The organism is Draconibacterium mangrovi (genome assembly GCF_010586825.1).
Taxonomy (GTDB): Bacteria; Bacteroidota; Bacteroidia; order Bacteroidales; family Prolixibacteraceae; genus Draconibacterium; species Draconibacterium mangrovi.
The window spans coordinates 38212-52184 of the sequence record NZ_JAAAGB010000002.1; the positions used below are offsets into that span (position 1 = coordinate 38212).

The 13973-nt window shown below is 42.8% G+C and carries 10 protein-coding genes; 4 read left to right on the top strand and 6 right to left on the bottom strand.

Features of this window, described 5'->3' with window-relative positions:
• Positions 1-55 precede the first annotated feature (55 nt).
• Together G4420_RS07155 and G4420_RS07160 are read right to left on the bottom strand one after the other, a co-directional pair.
• Positions 56-3811 (bottom strand): hydantoinase B/oxoprolinase family protein, encoded by a 3756-nt coding sequence (locus tag G4420_RS07155; RefSeq protein WP_163322920.1) that lies wholly within the window; start codon positions 3809-3811, stop codon positions 56-58.
• Between the two features lies 1 nt (position 3812).
• A complete protein-coding gene (locus tag G4420_RS07160; protein ID WP_163322921.1) occupies positions 3813-5117 on the bottom strand; it encodes an Nramp family divalent metal transporter in 1305 nt (434 codons plus the stop codon).
• 189 nt (positions 5118-5306) lie between these two features.
• Here G4420_RS07160 and G4420_RS07165 point away from each other — a divergent pair, with 189 nt between their 5' ends.
• Entirely contained in the window at positions 5307-6674 is a 1368-nt protein-coding gene (locus G4420_RS07165; RefSeq protein WP_163322922.1) for an ADP-ribosylglycohydrolase family protein, read from the top strand.
• Positions 6675-7092: 418 nt separating this feature from the next.
• A complete protein-coding gene (locus G4420_RS07170; protein WP_163322923.1) occupies positions 7093-7872 on the top strand; it encodes a hypothetical protein in 780 nt (259 codons plus the stop codon).
• A gap of 91 nt (positions 7873-7963) precedes the next feature.
• Here the strand turns inward: G4420_RS07170 and G4420_RS07175 are convergent, their stop codons facing one another.
• The 3 genes from G4420_RS07175 to G4420_RS07185 all read right to left on the bottom strand — a co-directional run bounded on the left by G4420_RS07175 (position 7964) and on the right by G4420_RS07185 (position 10716).
• Positions 7964-8497, bottom strand: a complete 534-nt coding sequence (locus G4420_RS07175; RefSeq protein ID WP_163322924.1) for a GNAT family N-acetyltransferase — start codon at positions 8495-8497, stop codon at positions 7964-7966.
• Between the two features lies 1 nt (position 8498).
• A complete protein-coding gene (locus tag G4420_RS07180; protein ID WP_163322925.1) occupies positions 8499-9842 on the bottom strand; it encodes an alpha/beta hydrolase family protein in 1344 nt (447 codons plus the stop codon).
• A 61-nt stretch (positions 9843-9903) separates the two neighbouring features.
• Positions 9904-10716 (bottom strand): alpha/beta hydrolase, encoded by an 813-nt coding sequence (locus G4420_RS07185; protein WP_163322926.1) that lies wholly within the window; start codon positions 10714-10716, stop codon positions 9904-9906.
• 151 nt (positions 10717-10867) lie between these two features.
• On the opposite strand from G4420_RS07185, the gene G4420_RS07190 reads away from it, so the two are divergent.
• Positions 10868-11359, top strand: a complete 492-nt coding sequence (locus tag G4420_RS07190) for a response regulator (protein ID WP_163322927.1) — start codon at positions 10868-10870, stop codon at positions 11357-11359.
• Between the two features lie 21 nt (positions 11360-11380).
• Here the strand turns inward: G4420_RS07190 and G4420_RS07195 are convergent, their stop codons facing one another.
• On the bottom strand, positions 11381-12640 hold the full coding sequence (locus G4420_RS07195) for a DUF819 family protein (RefSeq protein ID WP_163322928.1): 1260 nt from the start codon (positions 12638-12640) through the stop codon (positions 11381-11383).
• 196 nt (positions 12641-12836) lie between these two features.
• On the opposite strand from G4420_RS07195, the gene G4420_RS07200 reads away from it, so the two are divergent.
• Positions 12837-13865, top strand: a complete 1029-nt coding sequence (locus tag G4420_RS07200) for a DUF481 domain-containing protein (protein ID WP_163322929.1) — start codon at positions 12837-12839, stop codon at positions 13863-13865.
• The last annotated feature ends 108 nt before the right edge of the window (positions 13866-13973 follow it).

Sequence of the window (13973 nt, forward strand, 5' to 3'; positions counted from 1 at the left end):
GAGCAGAAACTACAAACTGGCAATTATTTTCGGGCAATGTAGTTTGCTTCAAATATTATTCGGTCCCATAACCACCGCCTCCCGGAGTTTCAATAATAAAAGTGTCGCCTTGCTCCATGTTAATATTTTGGATGGTATCAAGAACGATCTCTTCGCCATTGGCACGAATTACTTTTTGGCATCCAGGGTTTCCGTCTTTTCCTCCATTTAAGCCAAAAGGCCCTGATTTTCGACGTTGGGTGAGAACGGAAAGATTTACCGGCTCCAGAAATTTTAATACACGTTTCACGCCGTCGCCACCGTGCCATTTGCCACTTCCTCCCGAGTTTTTTCGAATGCAGAATTCCTCCAAACGAACCGGATAGCGGTGCTCCATTATTTCAGGGTCGGTAATGCGCGTGTTGGTCATGTGGTGATGAACAGCGCTGGCACCGTTAAAGCCATTTCCGGCACCGCAACCACCACAAATGGTTTCGTAGTAGCCAAAATTCTTGTTACCAAACAGTGTGTTGTTCATGGTGCCCTGGCTGGCTGCCACAACGCCAAAAGCTTTCAAAAGCGTGTCGGTTAGGCGTTGACTGATTTCCACATTACCACCAACCACGGCAGGACATTTTGCCGGGTCATCATCAAAATCAGGGTTTAATAATCCGGTTGGCAATATAAAATCTACAGGTTCCAAAAGACCGTCATTCAATGGTATGGTTTCATTCAGCAACAGCCGGAGCACATAAATACTTACACTTTTTACGATTGCCTCGGTGGCATTCATGTTGCCTTTGTGTACTGCCGCACTGCCGGTAAAATCGATGCTGCAATTCCCATTATGAAGCTGAATATTTACCTTCAGTTTTGATCCGTCGTCGAGGTATTCTGTAGCCGAATAATTACCATTTTCAAACTTTTGAAGTGTGGCTTTCATTTTTTTTGCGGCATGTTCGCGCAATAAGTCGAGGTAATTTTGCACGGTTTCTTTTCCGTGTTTATCGATGAGGTCGGTCAAGGCTTCAGAACCATTTTTATTGGCGGCCAGTGCAGCATTCAAATCAGCCAGGTTTTCTTCAACCGAGCGGGTAGGGAATTTGCTGTTGAGCAAGATCTTTCGCATTCCGTCCCAATCAGTTTGTCCATTTTTTACCAGGTAAAAAGGAGCAATACACACGCCCTCTTCCTCCAGATTTTTTGCATTCGGTGGCATTGATCCCGGGCTGATCCCACCAATCTCGGAATGATGTGCACGGTTTACCACAAAACCTACTCGTTCTCCTCCATAAAAAACGGGCGAAACCAATGTCACGTCGGGCAGGTGAGAACCGCCATATTTCGGATGATTGGTAACTATGGTATCTCCCTCTTCAAAATCAAAATGTTTAATCAGCTCACGCACACAAACACCCAATCCACCGAGATGTACAGGTATGTGCGGAGCATTAGCTACAAGGCGTCCGTCTTTGTCGAGCAGCGCACACGAAAAATCGAGGCGTTCTTTAATGTTAACCGACAAAGAGGTGCGCTGCAGTAAAGCCCCCATATTTTCAGCAATAGCCATAAAACGATTGGTGAACAATTCCAGCTCGGTTTCGCGGTTTTGCATTGTGTCAGCTTGCTGGTTTTCGGTCTGGCTTTTTAAAATGGCCGTTCCTGAATGTTGCAACTCCAATGACCAACCACTTTTAAGGAAAGTGGTAGAGAAACTGTCGAGGAAAAGCGCAGGCCCTTTTATTTGTGCTCCTGCTTTTAATTCGTTACGGACAAAAACCGGAGTGCCATTGTCGGTCGTTTTCAGCGGTTCGGGCAGGTAGCTTGTTTTTGTTGTAGTGATCGTTTCTTTGTCTGTATTCTCCACGGCAGCCAGCACCCGAATCGCCTCAATCTCAATGGTGCGGTTGCTAACGATGTGCCCGTACACCTTTTTGTATTGTTGATGGAAGTCGGTAATCAATTCTTCAACGTCGGAAAAATGAATTTCAAGACTCGAATCCTGACCTGCAAAACGCATAAATACCATTCGCTGGCGTATACTTATTTTTTCTTTGTTGAAACCTTCGTTTTGTAATTTTTTTGTGGCCTCCGTTTCAATTTCGTTAAACCAGTCGGGAAGCAAATTATCAACCTCGTTTAAATCCTGCAGCACTTGTTTTTCAACAAAACGTTCAACACTTGCGTTGCCAATTCCGTAAGCGCTTAACAGTCCGGCATCTTTTGGCAGAAGAATGTTTTGTATTCCAAGAATTTCAGCAATGTCGCAAGTGTGCAATCCGCCTGCACCACCAAATGCAACGAGTACAAAGTTTTTCGGATCGTAACCTTTTGTAATGGAAATTTTGCGAATGGCTCCGGCCATAATTTCATTGGCAATGGCAATAAATCCGTTTAAAACCGTATCGGTTGATGCTTTATTTCCGGTGCTCTTTTGCATTGAATAAAGCAGCTCCTCGAGGCGTTTCTCTGCTTCATTTCTGAAAACAGGAATGCCGAATTGACTGGCGTTAAGACGATTTAACAGCAGGTTTACGTCAGTAATGGTAAGCGGTCCTCCGGCACCATAACAAGCTGGTCCGGGATAGGCACCGGCACTTTCGGGGCCAACAAAAAGTTTGTAGCCATCAAAACCGCAAATGGAACCTCCACCTGCAGCAACAGTTTCAATGGCAATGGCAGGACTGTTTATTCGGGCATCACCAACCTGCAGTTCGTAGCGGTAGTCAAACTCGCCATCGATACGGGAAACATCGGTACTGGTGCCACCCATATCAAAAGTGATGAGTTTATCGTAACCTTCTTTTCTTCCGATATCGCGTGCACCAACCACTCCTCCGGCCGGGCCACTCAAAAGACTGTCTTTTGGATGGAATTTATCAGCAGAAACCAAACCTCCGGCACTGGTCATAATCTGGAACAGATTCCTTCCCGTTTTTTTGGCAATGCGGTTCACGTAGTTATGAATAATAGGAGAGAGGTAGGCGTTAACAACCGCTGTTTCTGCACGATTCAATAGCTTTATTAGCGGAGATAATTCTGTTGATTGGGAAACAAAACGAAATCCTATATTCTTCAGAAGTTGTGCCAGCTGGTGCTCGTGCTCAGGATTGATAAAGGCGTTCATCAGCGCGATAGCAACCGATTCAATTTTGTTAAGGTCTATTCCGTTTAGCCTTTTTTTGAGTCCATCAAAATCGAGCGGTTTTAAAACTTTGCCCTTAGAGTCGATACGTTCATCCACCTCGATGATTTGATGTGTCAGTTGCCTTGATTTTTCCACGTTCATCGCAAAAATATCGGGGCGTGCCTGGTTGCCAATTTCCAGCAGATCGGCAAAACCTTTTGTTACAATAAAAAGTGTTTTGGCACCCTTATTTTCCAACAAAGCATTGGTTCCTTTTGTAGATCCAAGTTTCAGGTGCAAGTCCGGAAACGCTTCGTTCAATCCCGTTTGAGTGATCAGTCGTACCCCCAAAACCGGAGCTTCCTCGTGCGAAGTGAGTTCAAAGTTACTGCCTTCCATTTTAGGAGTAAAACAAGGAGCATCGAGTTCAAGTATTCTTTTCTGCACATCAAACGAAACAACCTTATTTTCTGCAGAATTTTGTTGTAGCAATCGAAATGAAAAGCCGTTAAAAATGTCGCGGTGCAAGTTCCATGTATCTGCGATAACACATTGTTTTACTGAAATTACTTTTTCAATGGTACTGCGCAGGCTGCTGCTGCTCAAAACCTTCTGGCGGTATTCCTGTCCCGTTTCATCAATGCCGATACAATCGGTGAAGGTTCCACCGGTGTCTACAAAAAGTTGAAAATATTTATTTGCCATGTTACTTCTTTTGTCCTTTAAACCACACCCACACTGAAATCATCATTGCCACAAGACCAATGCCCCACAGCACCCCATTTCCCGGAGTATTCGTTGGCAAGAATACACTGTAAAATGCTTTTGTGGCGCTGTTCAAACCGAGAACCAGTGTTACGAAAATTACAATCAGCATAAGTACATTCAGTAGTGTAGGATTTGTTTTTGTTCCGGTTATTGCCTTGTTGTTGATTACGATAAACAGGAAGATGCTCACAAATGGCAGCAGAAATCCATTTAATGCCTGTGCCAGAATTATTGCCGGGATGGGTTTTACATTAACAACGGCAAAACAAATTCCGGTAAGCAAAACCACCAACCAGCCCAGTTTGAAATTCAACGAATTTGCCTGCCATTTTTCAGGATATTTATTTCCGAAAAGGCTTTTTAATGTGACGGCTGCAGCCAGAGGAGCGGTTACCGATGAGGTAAAACCGGCGGCAAACAAGCCAAATCCCAGCAGGTATTTCCCGGCCGGACCAACTCTCTGTTGCAATGCAAGCGATAGATTTTCAAAAGAAAATTCGGCAGTAACTGCGGTTCCAACAATCAACACGGCCATCGAAAAAAGGCCGCCCAGCAAAATGGCCACTGCCAGTCCGAAACGCATTTCTTTTACCGATTGCTTTTGGCTGGAAATACCGGAGCCCAAAAAAAGATTGTAAGGAACAATGGTTGTTCCGATCAATCCTAACACCAAAAGTCCTGTTGCATTGGTCGATGGGAAACGCGGAACAAAAGTCCCTTTCAGCAGGGCATTTAATTCCGGGCGAATTAAAAAGGCAGTGATTAGAAAACCGATGCCCATCAACACCACAACAAATCCCATTATGGTGGAGATTATTTTTAATGACGGTATATTCAGAATAAGGGCTGCCACGCCGCCAATGATCAAAACCAGCATCCAGGCAGGTAGATCAAAGATTAGCCTGAATCCGGCAACAGCTCCCAGCAGGTTGCCCATTTCATATGCCGCGGCGCCAACAACAATTGCTCCTAAAACTAAAATCAGAATGGGCAGTTTGGCTTTGCTTTTTTCAAACTGATGTACAATTGCCTGCCCCAGATTTAACCCGGAGATGATGGTTAAACGTGCTGCCGCTTCCTGCAAAAGTAAACAGGCAAGCGTAGAAAAAAGTAAAGCCCAAAGCAGATCAGTTCCCAAAGCTGCACCTGATTTGGCGGCGGTAGTAATTGTACCCGGCCCGATAAAAGCCGCCGATACCACCGACCAGAAAAGGATATTAAGAATGCGTTTTTTTGTAGACATAATCGTTTGAAAGCTCCAAAATACAAAAATCGAACATCAAATATTTTGAATCAGTAACAAAATGGATAGAGCGGATGAAAATTCAGGTTGAGTGTTTACTTCAATTGCTTAAAAAGCCGGATTTTATAAAAATTATAGTCAAAATATTAACTTGCACAAGAACGCCAGGATGGACAATATTTATAAAATATGAAAAACGACTTTGCCCAGTATTCAGTTCTAATCTTAATTGTATTTGCACTTACCACCAATTGCACTAAAACATCAGAGATTGCACAAAATCCAAATCTTGTGTATGAGGACTATACTCCAAAAAACACAGACAGAACCATCAGCAGGGAAGATTATTACAAAAAACTTCAGGGCTTTTGGCTGGCTACCTGTATTGCCAACTGGACCGGTTTAGTTACTGAAATGGACAAAATAGGAAACATCGGTGATTTGAAAACCGGTGATTTTTACACCAGAAATGACTGGGGCAAACCCGATCAGCCAAGTATTTGGGCAGAAGGTATTCCAAGTGATTTGTCGCCGGTAATTGATTTTGTGTTTGCTGATGTTGATAGTGTTTGGGGAGCCGACGACGATACGGATATCGAATACATTTACCAGGAACTTTTATTAAAATATCAGACTTCTGTTTTAACCGGTGAGCAAATTCGCGAGGGCTGGCTGGAGCATATCAGGCACGAAGAGGAAAACTATTTGTGGGTGTCTAACCAAAAGGCTTTCGATTTAATGAAAGAAGGATTGGTTCCGCCGGCAACCGGAGATCCAAAAAATAATCCTGAATTTGAAATGATTGATGCGCAGTTAACCACCGAGATTTTTGGTTTGTTTGCGCCAGGCAGGCCTGATATTGCGCTAAAAATGGCACGGTTGCCAATTCAGAATACTGCACGCGAAAACAGCCAGTGGATTTCGGAATTTTATGTATCAATGTTTTCGCTGGCCTCGGCAGTTGATAAAACTTTGCCATTGAAAGATCAACTGTTTTGGATGGCAGAACAGGCGAAAGACCGTCTGCCGGAGACGTCTTATTCCCGCGCAATGTATGAGTACGTAAAATCAAAATACAACGAAGATATTCCGTGGGAACAGGCCCGGGATTCGGTTTATACACGGTATCAACTTAATCAGGCCGATGGATATGATATGACATCGCGGAATTTATATTGTAATGCGTGTTTTGCTGCCGGAATAAACTTTGCGACAAGTTTGGTTAGCCTGTTTTATGGCGAAGGTGATTTGGTGGAGACGATAAAGATTGGAACACTCTGCGGTTGGGATGCGGATAATCCTACGGCAACATGGGGTGGTTTAATCGGATTTATGGTTGGCAAAGAGGGCGTTGAAAAGGCTTTTGGCAGGAAGTTCTCCAATCGTTTTAATATTCAGCGAACCAGGATCGGTTTTGAGGAGATTGGAGTAGACTCTTTTGAAAATATGGCACTTAAGGGAGTCTGGATCATCGATAAAGTCGTTCAGGAAGAAATGAATGGCGGAGTTGATTTAAAAAACAACCGGTGGTATGTGCCGGAACAATATACATATTAAAACAAGAGCTTGAGAAGCATTATCGGCGACAAACTAAACTGTGAAAATACTACAAATTCGATCGATTTTTTCCACTCCGCGTGGCAATAGTGCGTAACTCAAATCGTCAATCCAATTGTAGCGAAGCGATATTTACCCGGCGAATTTTGCCTTGTAGATTTAAATCATCTTCAATCCTTCAGAATTGCACACCGATCACATCCGAAGTTTCGGGAGGGGCGAATGGCCGCAGGTAAAATAATTTAAAGTTATACATGCTATTTTAATATCCGGAAACCGACAGCCACATGCATTAGTCCGCAGGGGAACAAAAAGGTGTTCACAACGTATATCTTCAGTATAGTTGTTTAAAGCAGAATCCAATACACCGGTATCCAAAATTATTAAGTGAGATATTTATGAACTAAAAGTAATTGTTATGAGAAAAAAGTGGAAGATTTTTTGCGGCATTTGGGTGGCTGCACTCAGCATGTTTATCTGTGGAGTCACATTTACTGGATGTGAAATGGAAGGAGAAGACAACCAGATAATGGATGAAAATCTGGAGCATGCGCTAAAAAGTATGTCCTTTCTACCTGAATTTCCCGGCGCAGGGGCATTTGTTGACGGTTTTTCAAACGAATTTCTTGCCTTTGAAACCGGTAAAGTATTTACTTATGGAGGAGAAACAGAAGATGGAATTGAAACAATCGTTGTTGAAGTAACAAGCGAAACAAAAGAAATTATGGGAGTTACCACCACTGTGGTTCGCGACATTGCCTATCTGGACGGCCAGATGATTGAAAAAACCGACGACTGGTTTGCAGAAGACAGTGAAGGAAATGTATGGTATTTTGGAGAGTATAGCGAAGAATGGGAAGACGGTGAATTGGTGGGGACCGAAGGTTCCTGGGAGGCCGGAGTAGATGATGCACAACCCGGAATGCTGATGCCTGCTAATCCTAGAATGGGAATGAAGTACCAACAGGAGTATTATGAAGATGAAGCCGAAGACATGGCTATGGTCATAAATCTGGACAAAACGGTTGAGATTGATTACGGAACTTTTGAAGGATGTTTGGAAACTATGGAATGGACTCCGCTAGAGCCGGGAGAACGTGAACATAAATTTTACAAACCTGGAGTAGGTTTGGTTATGGAGTTGCAACCCAGAGGTGGCCGAACAATGGTGGAATTAGTAGATATATATACACCTTAGGTTTAAGGAAGTAGTTATCTGCAAAAAATTGCCTGACTATATATGGTCGGGCAAGTTTTGTTTAACAAACTTATCTATAGATTCAAGGAAATCAATTATTCATATTCCATTCCCTCGCCAACAACGCATAAATCACATCATCAACCCACTTGTCGTTTAATAACAGGCTTTCCCTGAAATGCGCTTCTTTTCTAAAACCCAGTTTTTCGAGCAAAGCAACCGATGCAATATTTTCGGGATCGATCGAGGCAGTAATCCGGTGCTTTTTCAATTCGCCAAACAGGTGGTCGATAACAGCTTTGGCTGCTTCGGTGGCAAATCCTAAACCCTGCTTGTGTTTGGCAATGGTGTAACCCAATTCAACCTGTTGCTCGTCGATAAAATGAATGCCGATATCGCCAATAAGTTCGTTATTATTTTTTTCCACTACGGCCAGCTGAAACCAGGTGTCCGGCACATTAAATTCAGCAGACAACTTTCCGAAGAAGGTTTCTACATCGTTGATCGTTTTCGGAATCCAGCCCTGGTATTTGTTTGCCTCTGCATCCGAGCGATATTTTAAAATCGCATGTTTATCGTTTGCGTTAATTGGGCGTAATACTAATCGTTTGGTGTTTACTTGCATTTCATTTTTTAGTTTGCTCCACTATCCAGTCTTTCATCGTTTTTAGAACTTCAGGATCGATAGTTTCCTCAATTTGCGAATACTCAGCCGCCGAACCGGTGTCGCAGTTCTGGAAAAGATGATTCAGGTTCTCAAAAGCAATGGTGGTAACGTTTATGTTTCCACCACTCGTTATGGCAGATTTTATTGAATCCAGATTCGATACCGGCACCTGTACGTCTTTTGCACCATTAATGGCCAACACCGGACATGTTACTTTTTCGAGTGTCGGCTGTGGATCGTAGGTTAAAAAATAGCGAAACCAGTTGTTGTTTACACCGGCAATTTTAGCATCAATTGCGGCTTTCATTTCGTCGTTCATGCCGGGATAAAATCCCTGCGAAAGAATTGTCCGGAGTTGCTCAAGTGTTTTTGCGGAGTCGGGCTCCGTTTTTATGATTTCAAAAATACGCTGATTAATCATCGCGCTTTGTTTTATCTGAAATTCCGGCAACCCCGCTGCTTCCAGTGCCAGTACATTTTGCTCTTTAAGAATTTGTTCGCCGGTTGTTCCCGGACCAGCCATCATAATAAAAAAGGCAATGTCATCAGAACTTGTAGCTGCAATCGGAGCAATCAAACCTCCTTCACTGTGCCCAATCAAACCTATGTTTTTTGAATCGATTTCTTTTCTTGTTGTAAGTAATCCTACACCGGCAAGTACGTCTCCGGCAAAATCTTTACTCGTTGCTGTTGAGATATTCCCTTCGGAACCGTCAACTCCACGGTCGTCGACACGCAATACTGCAATACCATTACGGGCAAAATAATCAGCAATCACCCAAAAAAGTTTGTGCCCGTATATGGTTTCGTCACGATCCTGAGCACTTGATCCTGTTATCATCACCACTGCCGGGCAAGGAGAAGTAGTATCCGGACAGGTTAACGTGCCCGCCAGTTTATAACCCGACTCAGTATTCACGTACTCCACATCCTCAATGAGGTAGGGGAATGGCGGTTGTGGAATTTGCGGTCGTTTTAGGATGGGAGCTTCATCGGTTTTTACAAGAGTCAACGGTGTGTTAATTCCGTTTTTACTCCATTCGCCTTTTATGGTAGTATCGTTTTGAAAGACACCGGAATAAGTATGATCAATTTTGGGCGTGTAAATAATAATACTGTCGGTTGTAATCTTTATCAGTTTGCACGGCAGGTCCTTTGTACCGTCTTCAAGAACAGAAAGAGTGATGATCGGTTTACCACTTTCATCTTCCGATATATGAAACGAGGTAGTAATTTTCAACGTTGGTAAATTCACTTTCCCTACCCAATAACCATTTAGGTTTTGCGCATCTGCCTGATTCATTCCGCAAAATAGAATCAAAAGGAGAATAAGCCAACAGCTTCGTTTCATATTCTTTGTTCCCTTAAGGTTTATCCAATACTCTGATCTCTTTTAATAAAACTTCCAGTGCCGGCGAGGCCATTTCTCCGTGGTTAAAACCGTCGAGTTCCATTAGTTTGCAGTTTTTATGGCCGGCGACTTTCATCATACGCCACATGTAGGCATTCTCTTCGTAACGGCCCAACATTTCCTGTTCGCGATCGCCGGTAATAAAGATCGTGGGAGGAGCATCGGGGCGAACAAAATAGAGTGGCGCATATTCATCAACAATCGCTTGCGTTCCCGGAATTCTTCTTTCATCGCGAATGGTAAAGTGTGTAACTGTGTGTCCGCTAAAAGGAATGAGCATCGCAATATCGTCGGCATTAATATCGTGTGCGGCAAGGTAATGTTTGTCTAAACCAACCATGCTGGTAAGGTAGCCACCGGCCGAATGTCCGCTAACAACTATCTTATCTTTACTACCGCCATATTTTTCAATGTTTTTAAAGGTCCAGGCTACTGCCGCTGCGGCATCCTCGATATAAACCGGGCATTTAACTTTTGGCGACAAACGATAGTTTACAGCCACCACTGCAATTCCCTGTTCTTTTAGTTTCTCGGGAATAAATTTATTACCGCCTGTTATTCCGCCACCATGAAACCAAACCACAGTGGTAAAATCAGTTTTATTTTCCGGGTAATAAATATCTAGTCTACAACGTTCCTGTGCATATTCCGAAGCGTCAGATGTGTACAGAATATTTTCGTCGGTGGTATACGCTGTTTCTTGCGCAGTAAGGGTTTGAGCACCAATTAAAAAGAAAATAAGGGAAAGAAAAATATAGTTTTTCATCGTAACGTTTTTTTTGATTTCGGGCTAAAGTACAAAAGAATTTGGAACAGTGGAATGGAACTCCGGTAAATGGTGGGGGGGAATTGGAGTCGTTAAAAATGAATAATTAATCGTACATTTAAATGTTAAATACACAAAAAAGCTAACAGTTGTGAATAAGAATTTACTGATTTTCGTAGTTGAAGACAACAAACTATACCACAAACTGGTGGTTGAATTTCTTCAGAGACAAGGAATGAAAAGGGTTAAATCGTTTTATAATGCCGAGGATTGTTTGGCGGCTGTAAACAAAGGTGAGCGTCCTGATATTGTTATCGAGGATTATCATTTGAATGATACTACGGGAATTGCTGTTTTGCAGGCAGTAAAGAAAATCAGCGAACGTACCGAGTTTATTTTTCTCACTTCGCACGAAGATATGGAAGTGGCTGTAAATTCGATAAAATACGGCGCCTACGATTACATTATAAAAGACAACGATATTGCCCTTAAAAAGGTGTATAATAAAATTGGGAAAATTTCGAAAGTTATAGAACTCGAAAAGCGAAACCGTTTTGTGCGAAATGCCATGATTGTTTCGCTGGCCATTTTAGTAGCCATTGTCGTTGTTGTTGCCCTCCGCGAAATTTTTAACCTGTTCTGATAAGCGAATCAGAAAGTACGGTTAATGTACCGCCACTTGCATTAGCAGTCCGCACATCCACGCTCCGTAGGTTCCTAACGCATAACCTAAAACGGCCAGTAAAACACCAACCGGTGCCAGCGACGGATGAAAAGCAGCCGCCACAACCGGGGCACTTGCCGCACCTCCGATGTTTGCTTTACTACCAACCGCGAGGAAGAAATAGGGCGCACGGATCAGTTTCCCGACAATTAACAGCAGAATTACGTGAATAGCCATCCAGATTCCGCCAACCAAAAACAGTCCAATGTTATCGAAGATCTTGCCAACATCCATTTTCATCCCAATGGTTGCCACCAGAATATAAATAAAGATCGTACCTATTTTTGATGCACCGGCTCCTTCGTAATTCCGGAGTTTTGTAAACGACAACCCAATTCCAATAGTGGTTGAAAGGATAATTAACCAGAAGAATTTTGAGGTTAAGCTAAACTTGTTTAATGCCGGGGCATGAACTTCGATGTAAGGGGCGATCCAGTCGGAAACCAAATGTGCAAAACCGGTAACGCCAAGCCCGATGGCTGCAATAACCATAATATCGGTGCTGCTGGGTATACGTGCTATCCGCTGACTGAATTCATGCATGTGATCTTTTAGTTGGGTAACACTGCTGGCGTCGGCTCTAAAATGTTTGTCGATCTGCTTCGATTTTCCCACACCAATCAGCAAAATGGCCATCCATACTTCGGCTACCAGCACATCAACGGTAATCATTATCGAGTACAAATGATCCGATGGTTTAAAAATTTCGTACATGGCAGCCTGGTTGGCACCACCACCAATCCAGCTTCCGGCAATGGTGGTCATTCCGCGCCAAACAGCATCGGGGCCTGCTCCTCCAACAAGATCAGGATTAATGATGGAAGCCAATAATATCGCAAGTGGCCCGCCTATAATCACACCAACGGTACCGGTAAGGAACATAATCAGAGCTTTACTCCCTAGTTTAAACACTTCTTTAAGGTTAATACTTAGTGTAAGTAGAACCAAACTAGCCGGCAACAAGTAGCGCGATGCCATAAAATACAGCTGCGAGTGTTCGCCGTCGACAATATTAAAAGTGGTGAGCAAACTGGGTAAAAAATAGCAGAGCAGCAGCATAGGAATAACGCTGTAGAATTTCTTGAAAATGGGTTTCGATGAATTACTGGTATAGAAAATAGCGGCCAGTAATGCCAATAATAATCCTAATACTACTGCGTCGTTTTTAATAAGTGCTTCAACTTGTCCTGTTTCCTGCATACCTCTCCTTTTTATCCCTCAGTTTTTCGTAAGATGGCAAATATAAAAATCTTTTCAGGTTTAACAACTTGATATTGGTCAGGTTCAATACTTTATCAATTCTGAAAAATTTGTTGTTAAACAGTTTATGACAAAAATATTTGCTTTGATTCGCAAAATGCCGTAATTTTTATATGTTTTTTAAAATCTTTCAATCATGCTGAACAAAAAATGTATAATTTCTTTACTACTAATTTTCTCATTTATTCAGGTAATTGCCCAAAACGATAAAATATACACCTCGAACGGAGATGTACTGGTGGGCGAAATAAAATCGATGAAGCGCGGAGTGCTGGTTTACGACACCGATTATGCTGACAGCGATTTTCAGGTAGACTGGAATGAAGTTGAAGGGATAGTGTGTACCCGCTTGCTGATTATTTATACCGTTGATGGGAAAAAGTACAACGGCGGGTTAAATTCGCTACCCGACGAACCCAAAAAAGTTACCATTCAAACGCTGGATGATAATGTCTCAATGAGCCTTGATCAGATCGTTGAAATTACTTCGTTGGAACAACGTTTCATCGACCGGATTATTATTTCAATTGATGCAGGATTGTCATACAGTAAGGCCAATAATGTGCGGCAAACCTCGGCTGCGGCGAAAGTGAGCTACCGAGGCATAAAATGGAATATTAGCGCCCAGTTAAATAATGTGGGAACAACCCAGGATGATGTTGATCCGCTAAAACGTACCGATGGCGGAGTAACCCTGGTTCGCGATATTTGGGGAAGTGGTATGATACTGGGTGGTGCCGAATTTTTAAGTAACAGCGAACAGATGCTTGATTTGCGTTCTACATTTCGTGCGGGTTTAGGATTGTATCTTATCCGTTCCAATCATATGTACATGCAGTCGGGTTTAGGACTGGCATTCTCACAGGAAAAATACGGTGGTGATACTCCTACCTCGCAGGGAAGTTTTGAAGGACTGGGACTGTTTGATTTTAATGCCTACGATTTGGGCGACCTATCGTTTCAGTTTAAGCTAACCACATATCCGAGTTTGTCGGATTGGGGAAGGTGGCGTATCGACATGGATACCTCGCTAAAATATGATTTACCGCTCGATTTTTACGTAAAACTCAGCTATGTGCACAACTTCGATAGCGATCCGTTGGTTGCCGACGTTGCTAAAAACGATTTTGTATTTAAAACCAGCATAGGTTGGGAGTGGGATTAAGGACTTCGAAAAAAAAGGATCGTTACGATCATAATTCCTGTTCAAATTCAAAGAATCACCCCTGTTTTTTATAATTTAGAGAAAACAAATGTTGCAGGCCGAAAAAGG